We start from the raw sequence: 21,044 nt of genomic DNA, 5'->3' as shown, positions 1-21,044 counted from the left end.
TCGGGCTGGCGCCGATGAACCGCGACTCGGGCACCTTGCGCGGCCAGCGCCACATCTTCGGCGGGCGCGCAGACGTGCGCCGTGTGCTGTTCGTGGCCGCCCTGGTGGGCACACGGTTCAATCCCGTTCTCAAGGCCTTCTACGCTCGCCTGCTGGCAGCAGGCAAGCCCAAAAAGGTGGCATTGGTGGCCTGCATGCACAAGCTGCTTGTCATCCTGAATGCCATCGCCCGCTCCAAGTCGCCTTGGAGCAACGAGATCGCCACGGTCGTCTGACTTATTCATTCAAGATGGTTGCTTTGATCTCTGCGGTCTTATTCCGGCACGTACTTGATGGCTTTGACGACGTTCGCCCACTTCGCGATCTCCGCGGCCTGGTAGCGAGCCAGGGCTTCGGGCGTGCCGCCGACCGGATCGAGGCCGGCCTTCTGGAAGGTGGCCAGCAGCTTCGGGTTCTTCAGTGCAGCATTGACCGCGTCGTTCAGCTGGCGCACGACGGCCGGTGGGGTGTTCGCAGGCGCGTACAGCGCGATCCAGGAGAGCGACTCGAAGCCGGGCACGGCCACTTCGGCCACCGTCGGAGCCTCCGGCGCCAGCGCGGTGCGCTTGCTGCTCGTTACCGCCAGCCCGCGCACCTTGCCCGCCGCCGCTAGCGGCGCCGCCGACGGGACGTTGTCGAACATGACCTGGACGTGCCCGCCCATCAGGTCATTCAGCGCGGGCGCGCTGCCCTTGTAGACGATGTGCTTCATAGCCGTGCCGGTCTGCATGGCGAACAGCTCGGTGGTCAGGTGCACCGAGCCGCCGTTGCCGGTGCTGGCGTAGTTGACCTTGCCGGGGTTGGCCTTCAGGTAGCTGATGAACTCCGGCAGAGTCTTCGCAGGCACCGACGGGTTCACGATGATCATGAGCGGCGCGGTCGCCAGCAGCGCCACCGGCGCGAAGTCAGTCTCCGGCTTGTAGCGCAGCTCCTTGAACGTGCTCGGGTTGGTGCCGTTCGTGGCACTGGTGCCGATGAACAGCGTGTACCCGTCCGCAGAGGAGCGCGCCGCCTCGCTGGCACCGATGGTGCCGCCGGCGCCGGCGCGGTTGTCGACCACCACTGCCTGTCCCAGGGTCTCGGACAGGCGTTCGGCCACGGCGCGGCCGACGATGTCAGTGATGCCGCCCGGCGGGTAGGGGACGATCAGCTTCACGGGCCGATCCGGCCAGGAAGACGCTGCCGCCGGCAGCGCCAGCGACACGAGGGTGAGGGCCGCTCCGGCCAGGGCCAGGCGTCGACGCAGTGATGTCATGGTTGTGCTCCTCTTGGTGGATGAGATGTCATAGACCCCGGCCGCCGGAGACGACCAGGGTTTCGCCAGTGATGAAACCCGCGGCGTCGGACAGCAGGAACAAGGCCGCTTCGGCGATGTCCTGCGGCTGTCCCAGGCGGCGCAGCGGTGTGCTTTCGCGGATGGCCTCGTTGAAGGATCCACCGGCAACGGCCGCCATGCCGGTTTCGATTCTGCCGGGTGCGATGCAGTTCACGCGCACCCCGAATTCGGCGACTTCGCCCGCGGCCTGCCGCGTCAGACCGGCGACCGCATTCTTGGCTGTGGCATACGCCGCTCCGGCAATCGTCGAATAGCGCAAGCCGGCGAGCGAGCCAACGTTCACGACAGCGCCGCGGCGGCCTTGCATCATGCCGGGCAGCACCGCGCGCAGGGCCAGGAAGTAGCCGTTCAGGTTGACGTCGACCACCAGCCGCCATTCCCGTGGCGGGGTCTCCCAGATCATGCGCTTGCGCCCGTCCGAATTCTTAGGCGATATTCCGGCGTTGTTCACCAGCAGCTCGAAAGGCCCGAACGCGCCGGCGATGGCCTCGATGGCCTCGACCACCGAGTCCTGGCCCATGTCGTGCACGAGGACCGCCGCGCGGCGGCCGAGGCTCTCCACCGCGGCCGCGGTTTCCTGCGCGGCAGCCGCGCTCACGTCGAGCACACAAACGTCGGCACCGCGTGCGGCCAGCCCCAGGGCGATGGCACGGCCGATGCCGCTACCGGCGCCGGTTACGAGCGCGTTGCGCCCGGCAAAGTCCTGTCCGGAGTGCTGCATGTGGTTCATGCCTGCAGTGGCTGCAGTTGTGACTCGAACGCGGTAATCGGCGGGAAAGCGCCGGGATCCGTTTTCACGTCGATCACGAACGGCAGTTTGCTGTGGGAGGCTGCGGCCAGCGCCTGCCGCAGTTCGCCCGCCGTGGCGACCGCACGGCCGTCGCAACCGCAGGCGCGCGCGATTGCCACGTGGTCGATGCCGCCGAAGTGGCACACGTCGGTATGGGTGCCGAAACGGCTTTCCTCCGCGTTGATCTGGAAGCCCAGCACGCCGTTGTTCAGCACGACAATGGTCACAGGCACGCCGTGGCGCCGAGCCGTCTCCAGCTCGGCCCAGCAATGCGCGAAACCGCCGTCACCGGAGAGGCAAACCACCCGCGATTGCGGGCGGGCGATCTTGGCACCGAGCGCCATCGGCACGCCCCAGCCCAGGCCGGCGATGCCGCGCGGCGTGATGAAGCGCGTACCGGGCCGGGTGCTGCGCAGGTATTGCACCAGCCAGATCGAGGAATAGCTGGCATCGGCCACCCAGATGATGTCGCCTTCGCAGCGCGCCATCTCCGCCATGATGCGCTCGGGGCGCATGGGCGAGGCGTCGCTTTGGGCGTAGGGAGCGAGCTCCGTCGCATGTGCCTTGCGGCTGCGCTCGAACAGCGGCGCGAAATCGGTCACCCGCTGGCGCGCCAGCGACTCGCAACGTCCCTGCAGCAGGTCGCACAAGGCGTCGACCGTCGCGGCCGCATCGCCGGTGAAACGCATGCACGGATAGTTGCGGCCCACCTCCTGGCTGTCGATGTCAATCTGCGCGTAGGTCGCGTTCGGTGGAAACAGCGACCACGAGGCCGTTCCGTTCTCGTTGGTGCGGCTGCCGACGAACAGCACCAGATCGGCGCTTTCCACGTATGACTGCAAGAATTTCGCCGGGCTGCGGGTGCCCATGCTGTTACCGATCACGCCCAGCGACAGCGGGTTGGACTCGTCGATGGAGCCCTTGCCCATGTTCGTGGTCGCCATCGGCAGGCCGGCCAGTGCCTGCAGTCGCGCCAGTGCGTCGCTCGCGCCCGAGAGGTGCACGCCCCCGCCCGCCACGACCAGGGGACGCTTGGCTGTCACCAGCGCATCGGCCAGCTTCTGCAGGCGCGCCTTCACAGGGACCATCCGGTCCAGCGGGAAACGCCCCAGCGGCTCGTCGCTGTCCTGCGCGACCGGCTGCGCCGGTTCGCAGGGTTGGCTCAGCACGTCGGGGGAAACCAGCAGAACCACCGGGCCTGGCCGACCCGAGGTGGCGATGCGAATGGCCCGCTCCGTGTATTCGGCCGCGCGGGCGGCGACGTCGATGCGGCGCACCCACTTCGCGCAGGCGCCGAACAGCGCCTGATGATCGAGCTCCTGGAATGCGTTCTTATCGGCGGAGGTGCGCGGGACTTCCTGCACGATGGCCAGGATTGGCACTGACGCCTTGGTCGCTTCGGCGAACCCGGCCACCAGCAGCGCCGCGGCCGGACCGTTCTGCGCGGTGATCACGGAAATCTGACGGCTCACGCGGGCGGCGCCGTCGGCCATGGCGGCGCCGGCGTTCTCGGTGCGGTAGCCGATCTGGCGGATGCCGATGCCTTCGGCCGCGAGGAACAGGGCGGTGGGGCAGCTCTGGCCGAAGATCTCGCGCACGCCGGCCGCCTTCAGGACGTCGGCCATCGCGTTGGCCACGCGGTAGCCGGAAAGACTCTGCCGGACCCAGCTGCCGGCGGCGGCGCCGGGCTTGGGACTGCTCGCGGCAGCTGCTCCGTTCGTGGTTTGCATATAAATCTCCTGAATGGGTCGCGGGGGAACTCGGGTAATAGTAAGAATTGCAGCCAGTTAGGTCCAATACCAATTCTGGAACGAGTCATAGAATGACTTTATGGGCGCAACCCTGAAACAACTCGAGGCCTTCGTCGCCATCGCGCGCACCGGCAGCTTTTCGGCGGCGGCGCGCATCGTGCACGTTTCCCAGCCGGCGCTCACGACCGTGATCAAGAACCTGGAGCAGCAGCTGGGCGTCGCGCTGTTCGATCGCACGGCGCGCGGCGTGACGATGACGACAGCGGGGCGCGAGTTGCTGCCCACCGTGGATCGCCTGCTCACCGAGTTGAACGAGACGCTGGCGAACGTACTGAGCGGAACCGCACCGCGCGGCGGCACGGTAACGCTGGCCTGCGTCCCATCAGCCGGCAGCCTGTTCCTGCCGCCGCTGATCGCCAGCTTCAATCGCCAGCACCCGACCGTGCGCATCGACATGCGCGATGCCATGACGGAGAACCGCGAAATCGTCAGGATGGTGCGCTCGGGCGACATCGACTGCGGCGTGGCGAGCCCCATGCCCGACGCTGCGGAGCTGCAGTTCCGTCACCTCTACGACGATGAGCTGGTCGCGATACTGCCGCCGTCGCAGGTCGCCTCCGCCCAGAAGAACATCACCTGGAAGCAGCTGAGCGAGCTGCCGCTGGTGGGCATGGCCTCGCACAGTTACCTGCGCCTGCTGATCGACCAGACCTTCGCCGCCATCGGCATTTCGAAACGACCGGTCGCGGAGGTGAGCCTCATCACCACCGCCGTCGGCATGGCGCGCGCCGGACTCGGCGCAGCCGTGTTACCTCTGCGAGCGGCTCGCGCCTGTGACTTAGCAGGCGTGACCGCACTGGGCTTGGTGGAGCCGACCGTGCGCCGCCCGATCGGCTTTCTCTACCGCTCGATGGCCGAGCTCTCGCCAGCCACAAAGGCCTTCATGAAGCACGCCTTGGGCAGTGACATCCGGTAGAGGTCGCTTTAGCGTGCCGCTCGGCCGCTCCCGCCCGATCACTGATGCTTCTGGCCGAAGCGGACACGTCAGCCGTCTGAGTCCAGCAACTTCCGGTGCGCGTAGACTTGTCCCAATGAAAGCAGCTTTCTACGAGAAGCTCGGGTCCGCGCGCGACGTCCTGCAGCTGGGTGTACTGACGGACCCGCATCCGGCGGCGGGTGAGGTACGCGTGCGCATTGAATGGTCTGGGGTGAATCCGTCTGATGTGAAGTCGCGGATGGGGCTGCGCAGCAAGCAGATCCCCTTTGCGCGGGTCATTCCGCACAGCGATGGATCGGGCGTGATCGACGCGGTGGGCGACGGCGTCCCAAACGATCGGGTCGGCCAGCGTGTGTGGGTCTGGAATGCCGCATGGGGCCGGCCGCATGGCACGGCCTGCGAATTCGTCTGCCTGCCGCAAGAGCAAGCCGTAGCGCTGCCCGACGGCGTTGAAGGCGAAGCCGGGGCCTGTCTGGGCATCCCTGCGCTCACGGCTTTGCACGCCGTGCTGATGGACGGAGGCGTGGCCGGCAAGACGGTTCTGGTCGCAGGTGGCGGCGGAGCGGTGGGTCATTACGCAGTACAGATGGCGAGTCGCTTGGGGGCCGCGCGCGTGCTGGCGAGCGTCAGCACGCCCGAAAAGGCAGCCCTGGCGCGCGGCGCGGGCGCAGACGATCTTGTGTTCTACAAGACCGAGCCGCTCGCCGAACGCGTGCTCGAGCTGACGAACGGGACTGGCGTGGACCGCATCATTGAACTGGATCTGGCCGCGAACGCCGAAGCTGACGTGCAGATGCTACGGTCCGGCGGAGAGTGCGTGGTCTATGGCAGCGGCGCCAGCACGGTGCAACTGCCCTTCTTCCCCCTGATCGCGCGAAACATACAACTCAAGTTCTTTATCGTTTATCACCTTGCACCTCATGAGCGGACACGAGCCATCTCGACGCTCACACGGATGCTCCAACATGGCGTGCTACAGCACAACGTAGCGACCAGGCTGCCGCTGGAAGAAATCGCCGCAGCGCATGAGCTGGTTGAGTCCGGACGAGCCGCAGGGAATGTAGCGCTGAAGGTCAACTGACCCCGCGGCTCATCCCGAAGGGGCCGCAAATTCTTGCAACCCTCTCGCCACATGGCGAGATTCGCAGCCGACAAAGTGCAAATCCGGATCCGATATCCGCTGTGGGCCCCGATCGCCTCGAGACGTTCGCCACGCTCAATGATGTGGTACTTCATAGCCTTCCTTGGCGCCGTGCCCTACGCAGCAGTTTGCACCAGATCAACCTCTACGTTGGGAGTCCGCCTGAAGAGCTGGCCGCAAGATTCGCAAGAATGCATCGGCGGCGCGTGACGTGGGTTGGCCGAGGGGGACTGATGTCGATCAACGGACATCCCGATCACGGCCCGATGCGTGCCGGCATCGCGGTGGCCGACGTGGCCGCGGGCCTGTTCTGCGCGCTGGCGGTCATGACAGCCCTGCTCGAGCGCGAGGCCTCGGGGAAGGGCCAGTGGGTGCAGGTTTCGCTGCTGCAGTCCATGATTTCCATGCTGGATTTCCAGGCGGCGCGCTGGCTGTTCCTCAAGGAAATCCCCGGCCAGCCCGGCAACGATCCCCCAACTTCCATCCCCACGGGGGTCTATCCGACGGTCGACGGCCACATCAAAATCGCCGCCGGCGAGCAGGCCATGTTCAAGCGCCTGTGCGACGCCATGGGTGCGGATGACCTGTGGAACACGCCGGCGTATTCGACGGAGGAATCGCGCTCGGAGAACCGCAAGGCGCTCAACCGGGACCTGTCGGAGCGCACGCGGCAGCACACCTCGGCGTACTGGCTGGAGCTTTTCGAGCGGGGTAGCGTGGCGGCCGGTCCCATCAACCGCATGGACGAGGTCTTCGCCGATCCCCAGGTGAAGCACCTGCGCGTTGCGCAGCCGCTGGTCCACCAGACGATGGGCCCGATCGAGGTGGTCGGCCAGCCTTTCGAGCTGAGCCGCACGCCGGCGCAGATGCGGTCACCCGCACCGCTGCGCGGCGAGCACACCGACGAGGTGCTGGCCGAGGCTGGTTATTCGTCCGATGAAATTGCCGAGTTCCGCGCCGGCGGCGTGGTGTGATGCTGACCCTGGTTGACGATGGTGTCGTCGCGGGCCCGGCCCTCTTCGAAACCGTCATTCCCAGCCGCGGTGACGGTGACGCCGGGGACGGAATTCAGCCCCGACTCGACCGACAGCATTCGCTTGAACTTCTCCCAGAACCATCCGGCAGCGGTCCAGGCGATGGAGCGCACCGTGCAGTTGATCGACCGCTACCGCGCAAGAGCGAAGGGAAGCAGATGACCCGCCGCGCATTCTCCAGCGAGCTCGCCCCGCCGCCGGCCGGAACCTACAGCATCGCCGTGCAGGCGCAGGGCCTCGTCTTTCTTGCCGGCCAGACGCCGCGCGACCGCAACAATGTCCGGCATGGCGACAAGCCCTTTGCCTTCCAGGCCAGGATGGCCCTCGACAATCTGGATGCCTCGGCAAGGGCGGCGGGCTTGTCGTTGAAGGACGCCGTCAAAGTCAACGTGTTCCTGAAGAATCCGGGGGACGCCAAGGAATTTGACTTGATCTATAGCGAGTATGTGGGCGATCCCCCGCCAGCCAGAACCCTGACGCGATCCAATCTCGTCGGCTTCGATATCGAGGTAGATGCGGTTCTGCTCGCGCTGGCAAGGTAATTCTTCGCGCAGTTACTGAGGCGCGCCCGTGCTGACAGCCGTCTTGAGCGTGGCGCCGGGCACGAACTTGACGGATTTGGACGCAGCAATGGTCAGCGGTTCACCGGTGCGGGGGTTGCGGCCGGTGCGCTCGCCCCGGGCGCTCGTCTTGAAGCTGCCAAAGCCGGTGATGGCTACTTCGCCTCCGGCCGCCACTTCTTTTGCGATGATGTTGATGAGGGCTTCAAGCGCCCGAGCGGATGATGCTTGCGACTCGCCTGTTGCGACGGCCATGGCTTCGATGAGTTCGGTCTTCTTCATGCGGTTTCCTTAGCGACAAAACGCGAGTTTAGGCCAACCGCCCAGAAACATTCAGTCACGCGCGCAAGCGTTGTCGCGCAGCTCAAGCAGTCCTGTTCGGAATTGCCCGCGCGAGGTGTCTTTGCAGGGCCGCGCCTTCGCTAGCCGCCCTCTTTGGGCGCAGTGGCCTCAATACGGTGCGGTTTGGTCCATGCCTTTGAAGAATACCCCGGCCTGAACATTGCATTGGACCGGCCCATGACGGCAACCCAGAATCAACTTGGCTATCAAACCAGTGCCTCGCGACATTGCCTGTCAGTTCCTTCAAGGATTTCAAATGAAATGGGCTCACTTCTTTCTTCCCGCTGTATTTCTGTGCGCCGGTGCGGCTCACGCGGAGGGCTTTCCGAACCGGCCTATTCGCCTGATCGTTCCGGTTGCTGCCGGCGGGTCCGCGGACTTACTGGGGCGCCTGATCGGGCAGCAGTTGTCGAACTTGTACAAGCAGCCCGTGATCGTTGAGAACCGCACAGGGGCTAGCGGCCATATCGGCGCCGACTACGTCGCCAAGTCTCCGGCGGACGGCTATACCCTTCTGGTAGGCATACCGCCAGTCCAGGCTTCGTACAGCATCTATCCCAAGCTCAGCTACGACCCTGACAAGCAACTCGACACGCTCAGCATCATCGGGTCTTTTCCAAGTGTGCTCATCGTCCATCCTTCGCTTCCGGTCAACGACGTGCGCGATTTCATCAAGCTGGCCAAGACGAGCCCGGGGGTTATCAATTTCGGCTCTGCAGGCCCCGGCTCGGCCACACATCTCGGCTCGACCTGGGCGTGACCCCCGTCGGGGGCACGATCGCCGAGAGCAATGCGTTTGTTCGAAGCGAAGCAGTCAAGTACGGCAAGCTGATCAAATCAGCGAACATCGGCTTGTAGCAGCCCGGAGACAAGCGGGCCAACGCGGCAAGGACTTCCGATCCCGGCTGGACGCTACTGGACGGTTGCTCCGGATCGTTTTACGACACTGGCCCATTTGGCACGTTCGGTGATGATGTACTTCGCCAGTTCCTCCGGCGTGGACCCGATCACCTTGACTCCGTCCGCGTTGAAGCGCTCGCGCAGTTCCTTCGATCGCAGGCCCGCTACCGAAGCGTCATGCAGCCGCTTGATGACGTCCGGCGGCGTGTCGCGGGGGGCGAGCAACGCGTACCAAACGCCGGAGTCGTAACCCGGCACCCCCGCCTCGGCGATAGTCGGCACCTCCGGCAGTACCGGCGAACGATGGCTTGACGACACGGCCAGGACCCGAATCTTGCCGGCCTTGATCTGCGCGTTGCCCGTGCCGTAACTCACGAACATGGCCTGCACGTTGCCCGCCTGCAGGTCGGTCAACGCGGCGCCACCGCCCTTGTAGGGGACGTGCACGACGTCGATCCCCGTCATTGACTTCAGCAACTCCATCGACAGGTGCAGCCCGCTGCCGTTGCCGGTGGAGGCATAAGTCAGCTGACCGGGCTTCTCCTTGGCGAGCTTGATGAACTCCGCCAGATTCTTCACCGGCAGCGAGCTGTTGACCGCGAGAAAATACGGCGCCGACCCGACCAGGGTCACCGGCATGAAGTCCTTGAGGGCGTCGTAACGCAGGGACGGATACAGGGCCTGGTTGATGGCCAGCTGCGACGTAAGGGCGAGCACCAGCGAATAGCCGTCGGCCGGCGAATTCGCGACGTTCTCCATGCCGATGTTGCCGCCGGCTCCGCCGCGGTTGTCGATGAAGAACGAGCCTCCCAGCTGCTTGCCCAGTTCGAGCGCGAGCGGCCGCCCCACTACATCTCCGCCGCCGCCCGGCGAATAGGGAACGACGATGCGAACCGGCCTGTCGGGGTACGCCCCGGCGGCGGCTGCCAGTGAAACGGCGAATGCCGCCAGTAGGGTGAGGAGCTTTTTCATGATGTCGTCTCGTGGTGCGATGAAGTTGTGATGGAAGAAATTCAGGCCACTGCCGCCAGGGCCGTGACCGCGGTGTGCAGTCGACTTTCGGCCTGCGCCAGATCGGATCGGCGCGCCTGCGCCCATGCCACATCCGCCGCGGCGGCCCGCTGCTGGCCGGAGAGCATCCGGTCGATCTCGGGCAGCTGGGGCCCCCCGAGTCCCTTGCGGCCGAAGACCATGAACTCGGGGCTCAGGACTTCCGCGAGTGCTGGCGCGTTCAGCGGCAGGGCCTGCGCATTCATGGACTCGTAGATGCGGGCGGCCTCGCGATACGGAATGTCGCGCAGGCTGAGCCTCTGCGCACGGCCGAAATCGGTGAGCGCGGACGCGAAGCGGTAGCCGACCCGGAACGGAACGTCGGCCCGCTGCAGCAAAGCGTCGGCGAGCTCCGTCGCGGTGGAGTAGTCCGCATGGACCTCCGCCAGTGCGCGCTCCCTGTCGACGACCAGTCCTTCCGCCACCTTTCGCAGCAGCACGAATACTGCCAGCGCGTGGCTACTGGGCACGGGATCGTAGGCGCGATAGTCGAACATCCCGGTGCGGACGTTGTGCGCCAAGAGCGCCACTGCCTGCATCTCGCCGAGCAGCACGCTGCTCTGCACGCGCAGCTGCTCCAGGGCCGCCGGGTTGCGCTTCTGCGGCATGATGCTGCTGACCCCGACCAGCTCGCCGCCTTGCAACGTCATCCACGGCTCGGATACGGCGTACTGCGCGTGCAGGTCCTGGGCGAACTGGCCGATCTGGATGGCGGCGATTCCGAGCGCCGCGGCCACCTCCAGGGCTGTGTCCACCGGAGCCAGGTGGTTGGCATCGTAGGCATTCTCGACCACTCCCTCAAAACCGAGCAACGCGGCTAGCCGGTGCCGATCGAGCGCGAAGCTCGAGGTCGTCAGTGCGGCCGCACCGAGCGGCCCCTGGTTCACATGCCCGTAAGCGGCTCGCATCCGGGCGCAGCTGCGGCCCAGGGCGGCGTCCAGCGCGAGCAGGTAGTGGGCCAGCGTCGTCGGTTGCGCCTGCACCCCGTGCGTATAGGCCGGCACGATGGTGGCCACGTGCTGCTGAGCCAGGGCGAGGATGGCCCCCCGCGCCTGCGTCAGCGCATTGCATTCGTCCAGCAGGCCCGCGCGCAGGTTCATGCGTGCGATGGCTGCCGAGATGTCCTGGCGGCTGCGGCCGCAGTGCAGGCGGGATGCGTCGGCGCCCACGACTGCGAGCAGGCGGGGCTCGTAATCCAGATAGTCGGCGGACCAGCGCGAAACCTGGCTGCGGTCCTCCTCGATCAGGGTGAGGATGCCCGCCGCGATGCGACGCGCTGCGTCGGGCGTAACGATGCCGGTTTCGGCGAGCACGACAACGGAGGCCTTGTTGATCTCATCGAGGAAGGCGACGGACTGGCCGCCGCAGCGAAAGCCGGCATTGACGTCACGCGTCTGGCCGGTGTCTGGGGAATTTTTCATGCGCTGCAAGGAGGTTGATCTCGCCATTGTTCGCGCCGACGATCATTGTGTGAAATGATTTTTTTCTTCGCTATCATTGCCAAAAAGGAATAGTGAGGAAGCCATTGCCTTTGACGTTCCAGCAGTTGAGGTGCGTGCGCCAGGTGGTCGAGAACGGCTTCAGCGTTTCGCGCGCGGCCGAAGCCCTGCACACGACTCAGCCCGGCGTGAGCAAGATGATCCGCGGGCTGGAGAAGGAGATCGGCGTCGAAGTCTTCGTGCGCTCCGGAAACCGGCTGACCGGCCTGACCGATGCCGGCAGGGAGGCCTTGGTCCTGTGCGAGCGCGTGTTGCAGGACGCGCGGGCCCTCAAGCGCTTGCGGGAGGAGGTGCCCAGCGACAGCGAAGGCACGCTGCGCGTGGGCACGACGCACGTGCATGCGCGCTACTCGCTGATCGGGGTCACCAGGCGTTTCCTCGCCGTGTACCCGAAGGTGAAGCTCGAATTCACCGTTGGCTCGCCGGCGCAGATCCTGGCTGGGGTGATGGGGGGCACCATCGATATCGCGCTGTGCACCTTGCCGGACCCAGTGCCCAAGGGCGTAGTCTCGGTAGACGCCTACGACATCGAACGATGCTTGATCGTGCCGCCGCGCCATCCGCTGCTGAAGGCCGGCAAGCTCACCATGGAGAAGCTCGCGCGCTGGCCACTCATCACCTATGACAGCAGCTACACGTCAGGGTCGGTCGTCCAGCGCGAATTCCAGCGCTGCGGGGTGACGCCCTGGGTGGTCATGCGTGCCATGGACGCCAGCATCATCAAGGCCTATGTGGCCGCCGGCATGGGCGTCGCAGTGCTCCAGAAGATGGCCTTTGACCCCGCGGTGGACAAAGATCTGCGCGCGCTGCCGGTCGACCACCTGTTCCCGGCGTCGAGCGCCATGATCAGTCTGCGCAGGGACCACCTGTTGAAACCGTTCGCCTTCGACTTCATTCACATGGTCGCGCCGAAGTGGTCGCGCAAGGCTATCGAGGCGAGAATGGCGACAACACTCTCACGCTGACTCGATCTTGGATATCAATCGCCGAATCATTTTCAAGTCAATTAGCTGGCTGCCATTAGCCGGGCTGGTCGGCTGCGCGACGGCTGTCCGCGACACGGCGCCAGGCCCCATGGCAATCGATCCACCGCGGGCTTCGCCCATGAGCGACGAACAAGCCCTGGAGGCGGCCTTGCAAGCCATGGCCCTCGTGGGTACGGCCTACCGCTATGGCGGCAACACGCCAGAGAGTGGGTTCGATTGCAGTGGACTGATCGGCTACGTCTATCAGCGTGCCGCGAGCATCACGCCCCCCAGAACCGTGCGGTTGATCAGCGCATGGGGCCAGGCGGTGCCTGCCTCGCATGCCCGCGCCGGCGATCTGGTGATCTTCGGAATCCGTGGAGGCGCCTCCCACGCGGGCATCCACATCGGCCAGTCGCGTTTTGTCCACGCGCCCAGCACCGGCGGCACGGTTCGCCTGAACTCGGTTCGAGAGGCCTACTGGGCGACCCGATTGGAGATGTACCGGCGACCGGTCGAACTTTGAGTGGATGAGGCTCGCGCTACGGCCGGCGTCGCGAGGTCATTTCTCGCCCGAGGTCGTCTGCCCGGCGCGGGCCGCAGCCGTCGCGGCTGCCCTGCGTTTCGCCGCGGCGGCCTGCCGCTCCGACTTCGTAACCTTGCGCGCCTCGCCGAGGGTCGACGGTCTGTCGTCGCCGGGCTGGTCTGCCTTCGCGGCAGCCTTGCCCTCTTCCCTGCGCGCCTGACGGGCACTTGCTTTTTCACTGCTCGCCGCCCGGGCGCTCGGCACGGCACGCGACTGGACAGGGTCGGCTTCGCCTTTGGACTGCGCTGCAGCGGGCAGGCTGATGGCCGCCAGAATGACGAGCAAGGATGCTGCGGTGACTTTCATGGCTTCCGCTCCGCGGGCTTCTTTCCCGATGACTTCGGTGTCGGCGTGGTCGGGACCATGATGTGGGCGTACGGCGTTCCCTTCCACATCACCCACGGGCCGCCCTTGGTCCAATCGGTCGGGTAGGCATCGAGCTGGCTGGCGTCCGTGGGCAGGAGCATGATGTGCGGCCCGCTCACGACCCAGTTGTTGTCGGCGGTGGCCTTGGTGGCGAAGGGATCCGTGTTGCTCGCGCCTTTGTCACCCTTGAGCATGTAGGCGACGCCCACCGACTTCGGCTTGGGCGGGTCCTTCTTGTTCATATACGCATCGCCCCATGTCTGCCATTCCTTGTCCAGGCACATGGAATCGCCAATGGGGTTGAGCATGCACATCCACCCGTTGGTGCCCTGCCGCAGCTCCTTCATCTTGCCGTCGACCGTGCCGACGACCGCGGCATCGCGGCCGATGTCGGCTGGCGCGGCGCTCGTGGCCTTCTTGATTGTGGCGGCGTCGGATGCGGACGGCCCCTTGGCCATGCCGGCGTGGCCGGAGGGGGCTTTGTCCTGCGCCACCGACATCCCGCCGACGAGCAGAAGCGCTGTGCCCAATGACGTGAGGACCTTATCCATGGCTGAACTCCCAGGTGAAGATGCAGGCATCCCTCCAAGACTAGGCGCTGCCTCAATGGTTTTCAAGGCGACGCGCTCGGCGGTGAGAATAATCAGGCCATGTGGCACCATAGGCGCCCATGCAAGAGCAGCAGCCCGATTCCCGCAGCAACTGGGCCATGCTCATCGCGCTGGCCAGCGCGTTCGCCCTGAGCCAGGCCTTCCGCACCGTGACGGCCATGATGGCCAAGCAATTGGAGGCGGACTTCGCGTTGACGCCGCAGCAGCTCGGCATCTTCGCCGGCACGTTCCATTTCGCGTTCGGCGCCCTGCAACTGCTGATGGGCATCGGGATGGATCTTCATGGGGTGCGCCGGACGGTTCTCGCCGCGTTCCCGCTCGCGATCGCAGGCGCCGTGCTGTCGGCGATGGCCGGCGCGTTCTGGCTGGTGGTGCTCGGGCAGGCGCTGATCGGCATCGGCTGCGCGCCCGCCTTCCTGGCTTGCACCGTGTTCATCGCGCGGCGCTTCCCGGCCACCCGGTTCGCGTCGGTTTCCGGCCTCGTGATGGGTATCGGCGGCTTGGGGCTGCTCGCCACGTCGACGCCGCTTGCCTGGATGCTCGAGCGCAGCTCCTGGCGCACGGGCTTCGCCTTGCTCGCGGGCGGCGCCGCACTCGCGTGGATCGCGGTCGCATTGTTCGTGCGGGACCGCCCCGGCGAGACGCAGCCACGAGGGACCTCCGCTGCACGGGCTGCGCGCGAGTCCTTCTCGTTGTTCTCGATGCCGCATACCTGGGGCATCGTGGCGCTCGGCGCAGTGACGTACGCGTCGTTCATCACGTTGCGCGGGCTCTGGCTCGGGCCGCTGCTCATCGACCGCTACGGCTTTTCGCTGCTTGCCAGCGGCAACGTCGCCCTCGCCGTGTCCGTGCTGAGCCTCTTCGGCCCGGCACTCTTCGGCCGCTGGGATCCGGGGCCGGCCCGCCGTCGCATGCGCATCGTCGGGTTCACGCTGGCGATGGCGGCCCTGTTCGGGGTGCTCGGCTGGACGCGCAATACCTGGCTGGCGGTGGCGCTGGTGGTGGCGAGCGCGTTCCTGAGCGGCTACATCGTCCTGCAATACGCGGACGTGCGATCTGCGTACCCCGAGGCGCTGACCGGCCGGGCGCTCGCCGTCTTCACGATGGCCATGTTCCTGGGCATCGCTTTCATGCAATGGCTGACCGGCGTGGCCGCCACGCTGGCGCAGCAAGCGCAGGTCGACCCGTTCGCGGCGGTGATGGCGACAAGCTGCGCCATGCTCATCGCGGGAGCCGCGGCCTTCCGCCTGCTGCCGTCGCCAAGGCAGTGACGCAATGGCAGGCCGGCGGCCGCCCGACCGTGGTGGTGCACGCTCATGTGGTGTAGTCCCCGCTGGCTTCGGGTTGGAACAGAATTTGTACGATGTGGGCCATCCGGTCCTCTCCACGCGGAGTGCGCCATCGCGCCACGTCGCCCACCCGCAGGCCGAGAAGGCCCGCACCTAGCGGAGAGAGCACGGAGATGAAGCCTTGCGACGGATCGGCGTCATCGGGATAGCACAGGGCAACCTTGTGCGGTTCTCCGCCGGCAGCATCCTGCAGCAGCACTTGCGTGTACATGGTGACCACCGTCGCAGGCACGGCGGCGGACGCCACGAGATCACTGTTCTCGAGCAGCTCCTGAATGGTTCCGGACGCGCCGGCTTCCAACTGCGACGCCAGCCGCGTCAATCGTATGTAGTCAATCTGCGTGAGCGTGCGCTCGGCGGGTGATTGGGTTCCCATCAACAACTCCTTGGCAAAGGCAAACGTCATCGGGCGGCAGGTTGCCGCGACTCGGGGCGCTGAGGGTGCCCGACGATTCAGTGATGCGCTAAGGGAGTGGGGGGTGAATCGCCGGGCTCAGGGAAGTGCTTCGAGTTGCGGATTTGCGGCCGCACTCGCTTCAAAGGAGCAGGAGAAGGTATTCACACGGCAGAGTCTACGTCGGGCAGCAGCAAGAACAAAGCCGCGCAGCAATGCCCTTGCGGTCTTTGCCAGAATTGAGACTGGCCGTGCGGCATAGTACGCACACCATGTCTGTCGTCGATCTGCTCCCCCTTACGCCAGGCCTCATCGCTGTCACAGGCGACGAAGGCACAGGGAAGACCGCCTTGCTGCGCCGCCTCTGCGAGGATCTCGTTGCACGGACTAGCGGAGCGGATTGCCCTGCACTCTGGCTCGACCTGTCTCTGCCGGGGCAGGATGACCAGGCTCCGCAGCAAGTCTGGGATGTGTTGCGGCAGCGGTGCCCGCATTGGGACATTCCACTGCAGCAAGACCTTATCGAGGCGCTGGACCTTCATCTCCATCTTGGCAAAAAGCTATCCATGCTCTCGACCGGCAGTAGACGGAAGGTCGCCCTGGTGGGATTGCTCGCGAGCGGCGCTACGGTCACTTGCCTTGATCAGCCGTTCGCTGCTCTTGACTCGCCTTCGGCCCGCGTCATCCGCGCCTTCCTTGCCGACGTGGCCGATCACGCGACCCGAACTTGGGTGATCGCGGACTATGAGGCGGACCCGCGCCTGCCCTGGCGGCGCCATGTCGCCCTGGGCTGACCAAGGCGCGGCGCCGTGGCGGCGGCCGTAGACATGAAAAAGTACCGAACTTGCTGCGCGCACGCCACAGCCTCCCCGGGCCGCAGCGTCGTTCGCATCGGGATTCGCCCTTCAGATCGTTTCTAATACAGGCAGTTGTCCGCAACGAGCCCGTGCAGCGCAGGAGGTCCGCAGGACAGCCCGCGAAAAGTCGCCACCGCCCTACCCTTTTCGAAGTTTTGATTGCGCCGACAAGGCGCAGAGGATTGTTTTTTTGCGCCGCGACTTCAACAGTTCAAAGCTTGTTCGCTTGCTGGGCGAATGGGCGCCCGTGGATGCGGAAGCGCCCGGGATGGACTTTGCCGAGCGGCTGAGCCTGTGGTTGAACGCGTTCGACGCCATCGGATTACAGGCGGCGCACCAATCGATCAAGGCGATCAAAACGGCTGCGCCGGGCAAACCGTCGGATGCGCGTTTTTCGACCCCGGCCCAGGCCATCGAAGAGGAGGTCCAGCGCGTGCGGACGGCGCTCGCCCGCGCGATCGCGCGGAACCTCATACCGCTCGCGAGCGATAAGCTGCCGCAGGCCGATGCGGGCTATTCCCCCTACCGCCGGCGCCATCTGGAGCTGCAACGCCAGATGGAACAGATGATCACTCCGCTGCGTGACCATGTCCGCCAGACCCTGTGCCGGATTTCGGCCAGGCTGCGGCAGCTCGCTGCCCTCGACGCCGTGCTCGAGCAGTTGCTCGCCCCTCGCGAGCAACTGCTCCTGCCCGAGGTGGCATCCCTGATGGAGCGGCGCTTCGAGCAATTGGCCCGGAGCCAGGCCGGCGGATGGCTGGAAGCCTTTGCCAGGGATTGGCGGCTGGCCTTGCTGGCGGAGCTGGACCTGCGCCTGGAGCCCGTTGCGGGCTTGATAGAAGCACTGAACAACGAATTGAAGTATCAACAATGAGCAAGCGTTTTTTTGCGGTGGCCTTTGCCATCGGCCTGGTGACCGTGGCCTGGGTGGGCCTGGGATTTGTCGGCTCGAGCTGGATCGCCCTGGTCATGACCGCAGTGATCGCCGGGGTCTATCTGCTCGGTGCGTCCGAGCTCCGGCAGTTCCGCGCGGCAAGCACCGGCCTTTCGACAGCGCTGGCGGACATTCCCCAGCCCCTGTCCAGCCTGGGCGATTGGCTCGAGCGAGTGCCACCTACGCTGCGCAACGCCGTGCGTTCGCGCATCGAGGGAGAACGCGGTGGCCTGCCGAGCCCGGCGCTCACGCCGTACCTGGTGGGGCTGCTGGTCATGCTGGGGATGCTCGGCACCTTCCTGGGCATGGTCATCACCTTCAAGGGCGCCGTGTTCGCATTGGAAGGCTCGACCGACTTGCAGGCCATTCGCTCGGCGCTGGCCGAACCCATCAAGGGCCTGGGCCTGTCGTTCGGCACCTCGGTGGCCGGGGTTGCGGCGTCGGCCATGCTGGGCCTGATGTCGGCCATCAGCCGGCGCGAGCGGCAGGAGATAGGACGGCAGCTGGACAGCCGGATCGCGACCGTCCTGCGGCCGTTCTCGCTCGTCCACCAGCGCCAGGAGACTTTCCGTGCGCTACAGGCGCAGGCCGGCGCGCTGCCCCAGGTCGTCGACAAGCTCGAGGCCATGATGGAGCGCATCGAACGGCGCAGCCAGCAGCTGGATGAGCAGCTGCTGGGACGCCAGGCCCAGTTCCACCGCGATGTGACGCTGGCCTATACCGCGTTGGCGCAGGGCGTCGGCACCTCGCTCCAGGACAGCCTGGCTGCCGGCGCGCGGGCGGCCAGCGAAAGCATCAAGCCCGTCGTCGAGTCCGCGATGGCGCAGATCGCGCAGGAATCGCAGCGGACCCTGGCGTCCTTCACCGATGCCTTCGAGCAGCGCAGCGCCACGCTGCTGGCGACGGCTCGCGACAGCTTGGCCCGGTCCGAGGAGCTGGTTCGTTCGCGCACGGAGACGGAGGCCGAGTGGGTCGATCAGCACGGCCAGCGCATGGACCAGCTGGCCAGCCTGTGGCGCACGGAGATGGCCGCGCTGCGGCAGGAAGAGAGCCAACGGGGGCAGGCCGCCATCGGGCGGGACAAGCTTGCGCTGCAGGAGCGCACGGTCCTGCTCGAGCAACTCGGCGCGCTGCTGCAGGTCGTCAACCAATCCTCGGGCGAGCAGCGCGTGGCGATCGAGGCGTTGGTGGCCTCTGCCTCGTCTGTTCTGGAAGCGCACGCGGGCAAGGCGGCCGATATCGCCACACACGTCACCGCCAGCGCGCTCGAGTTGTCGAGCCTGGGCGAAGCCTTCAGCCATGGCGTGCAGCTGTTCCAGGCCACCAACGACAAGCTGATGGAAAGCCTGCAGCGCATCGAAGCGTCCCTCAACCGGTCCACCGCTCGCAGCGACGAGCAACTGGCCTACTATGTAGCGCAGGCGCGCGAGGTCATCGACCTGAGCATCGCCTCGCAACAGGGCCTGGTTGACAACCTGCGCCAGCTGCAGGGCAAGCCGGTCGCCCTGGTCCATGGGGCCCGCGGATGATGGAGCTGGACGACAACGACAACGCCGCCCAGCAGGTCGCCCCGGTCTGGGCCGTCTTCGGGGACCTGATGTCGGGCCTGCTCGGCGCGTTCGTGCTGATCCTGGTGGGTGTGTTGGTGGTCCAGATGGACCTGGTGGCGAGCCTGCACGCCGAGGTCGCAAAGCGCCGGGTCGAGGAGCAGCGCCGCATGGCGCTGGAAAAGGCCTTGGCCATTCCCCTGGCCTCGGGCCGGGTCACACTGAGCAACGGACGCATCGGCATCAGCGGCAGCGTGCTGTTTCCCTCTAACTCGGACAAGTTGCGCCCCGACGGGCGGCTGTTGCTCAAGAGCTTGGTGCACCCGCTGAAGGTGTACCTGGGCGAACGCAACGAGATGATGATGGTCAGCGGCTTCACCGACGACAAGCCCATCCAGGACGGCAACCAGCGCTTTGCCGACAATCTGGAGCTGTCGGCCCAGCGGGCCTTGACGGTCACCCGGGCGCTGATCGAGGAGGGCATGCCACCGCCCCAGGTGTTTGCCGCGGCCTTTGGCGCCGAGCAGCCAGTGGCCTCCAACGCCAGCGAAGATGGCCGCGCACGGAACCGCCGGGTGGAGATGGCGCCCGTGCCCAGGTCCGGTCCTGCGCCCGCCTCCCCCACCTCCCATGAGTGAGCCCCAGCCGCTGCAGACATGGCTTGAGTCCTTGCGCAGCGAGGGCGCCTGGCGCATCGACCCCGCGCGCTTCCATTACCTGGAGGCGCTTTCGCGGCGCCTGCCGAGCCAGGTGGAACCAGTGCGCCGCCTCCTGCAGGACAAGCTGCAAGCGGCGCTGGCTGACTATGCCAGGCGCTTCGCCCAAGAGCAGCAAGTCGCTGTCAACGAGGCCGCGCGCCCGCTGGCTTCGCCGCTGGCTCAGCTGAACCAGTCCATCCGCGACGCCTCGGCCGGCCGCGGGGCTGCGGCGGCGAACGAGGCGCACGAGCCAGACGAACTGGCGAGCGTGCGTCGGTTCAGGCGAGCCTGGTCCAGCAGCCGTATCCAGGATCAGGTGGAGCAAGCCGCCTCCCGAAAGCCCGCCAACGCCGGCCCGCTCAATTCGCACGTGCTGATCCTGCGTTCGCTGGCCTTGATGGGAGAGCTGTCGGACGACTACCTGCGGCGGTTTCTGGTGCAGGTGGAGTCGCTGCAGTGGCTGGATCAGGCGCGCGAGAAGTACCCCCAACGACAGGCCAAGCCGGCCAAGCCAACGCGCCGCGGTCGGCAGAAGAAATGATCAGGCGGCGGCGCGAGCGCGGCGCTTTGCGCGGGCGCGCAGGTTCAATGCCTCCACACCCAGCGAGAAAGCCATCGCGGCGTAGATGTAGCCCTTGGGGACGTGCATGTCGAAGGCCTCGGCCGTGAGCGCCATGCCCACCATCACCAGGAAGGCGAGCGCAAGCACCTTGACCGAAGGATGGCGATCGACGAAGTCGCCGATCGGTTTGGCGGCGAACAGCATCACGCCCACCGAGGTGACGACGGCCGCAGCCATGACGCCAAGCTGGTCGACCATGCCCACCGCGGTGATCACCGAGTCGAGCGAGAACACGATGTCGATGATCGCGATCTGGCCGATGATGCCCCAGAAGAGCTTGAGGCCGCTGGCCCTCAGCGCGGCTGCGTCGCTCGGCGCAGGTCCGTGGTCTTCGCGAGCTTCCACTTCCACGAAGATCTCGTGAGACGCCTTGTAGAGCAGGAACAAGCCGCCGAACAGCAACACGAGATCGCGCCCGCTGATGCCCTCACCGAGCACGCTGAACAGATCAGCGGTCAGGCCCATGACCCAGCTGAGCGAGAACAACAGCAGCAAGCGTGAAATCATCGCGAAGCCCAGCCCGAGGCGGCGGGCCTTGTCCCTTAGATCGGGTGGCAGGCGGCCGACCAGGATGGAGATGAAGATGATGTTGTCGACGCCGAGGACAATTTCCAAGGCGGTAAGCATCGCAAAGGCGATCCAGATATTGGGGTCGAGTAGGAATTCCATCGTGGTC

General features: G+C 66.0%; 24 protein-coding genes. 14 read left to right on the top strand and 10 right to left on the bottom strand.

Annotated features, from left to right (window positions below; translation table 11 throughout):
* Positions 1 to 275, top strand: a 275-nt coding sequence (locus HNE04_RS24375) for a transposase (protein WP_172223113.1), incomplete at its 5' end; no start/stop codon positions are given.
* 38 nt (positions 276 to 313) lie between these two features.
* Here the strand turns inward: HNE04_RS24375 and HNE04_RS24370 are convergent.
* Genes HNE04_RS24370 through HNE04_RS24360 form a run of 3 tightly spaced genes read right to left on the bottom strand, consistent with a single transcriptional unit; the run spans position 314 to position 3,895 of the window.
* Positions 314 to 1,294 (bottom strand): Bug family tripartite tricarboxylate transporter substrate binding protein, encoded by a 981-nt coding sequence (locus HNE04_RS24370; protein ID WP_172225354.1) that lies wholly within the window; start codon positions 1,292 to 1,294, stop codon positions 314 to 316.
* 28 nt (positions 1,295 to 1,322) lie between these two features.
* Positions 1,323 to 2,105: an SDR family NAD(P)-dependent oxidoreductase gene (locus HNE04_RS24365; protein WP_172225351.1), complete on the bottom strand. Its 783-nt coding sequence runs from the start codon at positions 2,103 to 2,105 to the stop codon at positions 1,323 to 1,325.
* The gene (locus tag HNE04_RS24360; RefSeq protein ID WP_172225348.1) at positions 2,102 to 3,895 is read right to left on the bottom strand and encodes an acetolactate synthase catalytic subunit; all 1,794 of its coding nucleotides are present in this window, start codon (positions 3,893 to 3,895) and stop codon (positions 2,102 to 2,104) included. The genes HNE04_RS24365 and HNE04_RS24360 overlap by 4 nt, the downstream gene beginning before the upstream one ends.
* Positions 3,896 to 3,995: 100 nt before the next feature.
* On the opposite strand from HNE04_RS24360, the gene HNE04_RS24355 reads away from it, so the two are divergent.
* The 4 genes from HNE04_RS24355 to HNE04_RS28220 all read left to right on the top strand — a co-directional run bounded on the left by HNE04_RS24355 (position 3,996) and on the right by HNE04_RS28220 (position 7,630).
* Positions 3,996 to 4,892 (top strand): LysR family transcriptional regulator, encoded by an 897-nt coding sequence (locus HNE04_RS24355; protein WP_172225345.1) that lies wholly within the window; start codon positions 3,996 to 3,998, stop codon positions 4,890 to 4,892.
* A gap of 115 nt (positions 4,893 to 5,007) precedes the next feature.
* Positions 5,008 to 5,994, top strand: a complete 987-nt coding sequence (locus HNE04_RS24350; RefSeq protein WP_172225342.1) for an NADPH:quinone reductase — start codon at positions 5,008 to 5,010, stop codon at positions 5,992 to 5,994.
* Between the two features lie 251 nt (positions 5,995 to 6,245).
* Complete coding sequence (locus tag HNE04_RS24345) at positions 6,246 to 7,028, top strand: CaiB/BaiF CoA transferase family protein (RefSeq protein WP_172225338.1); 783 nt, start codon at positions 6,246 to 6,248, stop codon at positions 7,026 to 7,028.
* A complete protein-coding gene (locus HNE04_RS28220) occupies positions 7,028 to 7,630 on the top strand; it encodes a RidA family protein (RefSeq protein WP_235965373.1) in 603 nt (200 codons plus the stop codon). Before HNE04_RS24345 ends, HNE04_RS28220 begins: the two co-directional genes overlap by 1 nt.
* Positions 7,631 to 7,642: 12 nt before the next feature.
* Here HNE04_RS28220 and HNE04_RS24335 read toward each other — a convergent pair whose 3' ends face one another.
* Positions 7,643 to 7,930: an HU family DNA-binding protein gene (locus HNE04_RS24335; protein WP_172225335.1), complete on the bottom strand. Its 288-nt coding sequence runs from the start codon at positions 7,928 to 7,930 to the stop codon at positions 7,643 to 7,645.
* A gap of 259 nt (positions 7,931 to 8,189) precedes the next feature.
* Here HNE04_RS24335 and HNE04_RS24330 point away from each other — a divergent pair, with 259 nt between their 5' ends.
* The gene (locus HNE04_RS24330) at positions 8,190 to 8,750 is read left to right on the top strand and encodes a Bug family tripartite tricarboxylate transporter substrate binding protein (RefSeq protein WP_172225332.1); all 561 of its coding nucleotides are present in this window, start codon (positions 8,190 to 8,192) and stop codon (positions 8,748 to 8,750) included.
* Positions 8,751 to 8,902: 152 nt separating this feature from the next.
* Here the strand turns inward: HNE04_RS24330 and HNE04_RS24325 are convergent, their stop codons facing one another.
* Positions 8,903 to 9,862 carry a Bug family tripartite tricarboxylate transporter substrate binding protein gene (locus HNE04_RS24325; protein ID WP_172225330.1) on the bottom strand — a complete coding sequence of 320 codons (960 nt, stop codon included), beginning with the start codon at positions 9,860 to 9,862 and terminating at the stop codon, positions 8,903 to 8,905.
* 41 nt (positions 9,863 to 9,903) lie between these two features.
* A complete protein-coding gene (locus HNE04_RS24320; protein ID WP_172225328.1) occupies positions 9,904 to 11,361 on the bottom strand; it encodes a lyase family protein in 1,458 nt (485 codons plus the stop codon).
* A 110-nt stretch (positions 11,362 to 11,471) separates the two neighbouring features.
* Here HNE04_RS24320 and HNE04_RS24315 point away from each other — a divergent pair, with 110 nt between their 5' ends.
* Both HNE04_RS24315 and HNE04_RS24310 read left to right on the top strand, forming a co-directional pair.
* Entirely contained in the window at positions 11,472 to 12,404 is a 933-nt protein-coding gene (locus tag HNE04_RS24315; RefSeq protein WP_172225326.1) for a LysR substrate-binding domain-containing protein, read from the top strand.
* Between the two features lie 139 nt (positions 12,405 to 12,543).
* Complete coding sequence (locus HNE04_RS24310; protein ID WP_235965371.1) at positions 12,544 to 12,930, top strand: C40 family peptidase; 387 nt, start codon at positions 12,544 to 12,546, stop codon at positions 12,928 to 12,930.
* A gap of 36 nt (positions 12,931 to 12,966) precedes the next feature.
* Here the strand turns inward: HNE04_RS24310 and HNE04_RS24305 are convergent, their stop codons facing one another.
* Together HNE04_RS24305 and HNE04_RS24300 are read right to left on the bottom strand one after the other, a co-directional pair.
* Positions 12,967 to 13,296: a hypothetical protein gene (locus HNE04_RS24305; protein WP_172225322.1), complete on the bottom strand. Its 330-nt coding sequence runs from the start codon at positions 13,294 to 13,296 to the stop codon at positions 12,967 to 12,969.
* Positions 13,293 to 13,907 carry a hypothetical protein gene (locus tag HNE04_RS24300; protein WP_207717710.1) on the bottom strand — a complete coding sequence of 205 codons (615 nt, stop codon included), beginning with the start codon at positions 13,905 to 13,907 and terminating at the stop codon, positions 13,293 to 13,295. The genes HNE04_RS24305 and HNE04_RS24300 overlap by 4 nt, the downstream gene beginning before the upstream one ends.
* 119 nt (positions 13,908 to 14,026) lie before the next feature.
* Here HNE04_RS24300 and HNE04_RS24295 point away from each other — a divergent pair, with 119 nt between their 5' ends.
* A complete protein-coding gene (locus HNE04_RS24295) occupies positions 14,027 to 15,238 on the top strand; it encodes an MFS transporter (protein WP_235965369.1) in 1,212 nt (403 codons plus the stop codon).
* A 43-nt stretch (positions 15,239 to 15,281) separates the two neighbouring features.
* Here HNE04_RS24295 and HNE04_RS24290 read toward each other — a convergent pair whose 3' ends face one another.
* A complete protein-coding gene (locus HNE04_RS24290; RefSeq protein ID WP_172225320.1) occupies positions 15,282 to 15,692 on the bottom strand; it encodes a GreA/GreB family elongation factor in 411 nt (136 codons plus the stop codon).
* A 290-nt stretch (positions 15,693 to 15,982) separates the two neighbouring features.
* On the opposite strand from HNE04_RS24290, the gene HNE04_RS24285 reads away from it, so the two are divergent.
* The 5 genes from HNE04_RS24285 (at position 15,983) to HNE04_RS24265 (ending at position 20,287) form a co-directional block, all read left to right on the top strand.
* A complete protein-coding gene (locus HNE04_RS24285) occupies positions 15,983 to 16,504 on the top strand; it encodes an ATP-binding cassette domain-containing protein (RefSeq protein WP_172225318.1) in 522 nt (173 codons plus the stop codon).
* A gap of 253 nt (positions 16,505 to 16,757) precedes the next feature.
* On the top strand, positions 16,758 to 17,441 hold the full coding sequence (locus tag HNE04_RS24280; RefSeq protein WP_172225316.1) for a DUF3348 family protein: 684 nt from the start codon (positions 16,758 to 16,760) through the stop codon (positions 17,439 to 17,441).
* Positions 17,438 to 19,030: a hypothetical protein gene (locus HNE04_RS24275; protein WP_172225314.1), complete on the top strand. Its 1,593-nt coding sequence runs from the start codon at positions 17,438 to 17,440 to the stop codon at positions 19,028 to 19,030. The genes HNE04_RS24280 and HNE04_RS24275 overlap by 4 nt, the downstream gene beginning before the upstream one ends.
* Positions 19,027 to 19,686: an OmpA family protein gene (locus HNE04_RS24270; RefSeq protein WP_172225312.1), complete on the top strand. Its 660-nt coding sequence runs from the start codon at positions 19,027 to 19,029 to the stop codon at positions 19,684 to 19,686. Before HNE04_RS24275 ends, HNE04_RS24270 begins: the two co-directional genes overlap by 4 nt.
* Positions 19,679 to 20,287 (top strand): DUF2894 domain-containing protein, encoded by a 609-nt coding sequence (locus HNE04_RS24265; RefSeq protein ID WP_172225309.1) that lies wholly within the window; start codon positions 19,679 to 19,681, stop codon positions 20,285 to 20,287. Before HNE04_RS24270 ends, HNE04_RS24265 begins: the two co-directional genes overlap by 8 nt.
* On the opposite strand, the gene HNE04_RS24260 is transcribed toward HNE04_RS24265, so the two are convergent.
* Positions 20,288 to 21,037, bottom strand: coding sequence for a TerC family protein (locus HNE04_RS24260; protein WP_172225306.1), 750 nt, complete (start codon positions 21,035 to 21,037; stop codon positions 20,288 to 20,290).
* Positions 21,038 to 21,044 lie beyond the last annotated feature (7 nt).

Source organism: Caenimonas soli (genome assembly GCF_013155545.1).
Taxonomy (GTDB): Bacteria; Pseudomonadota; Gammaproteobacteria; order Burkholderiales; family Burkholderiaceae_C; genus Ramlibacter; species Ramlibacter soli.
Note: the sequence above shows the minus strand (reverse complement) of the source record. Positions and strands in the feature narration are given on the sequence as shown.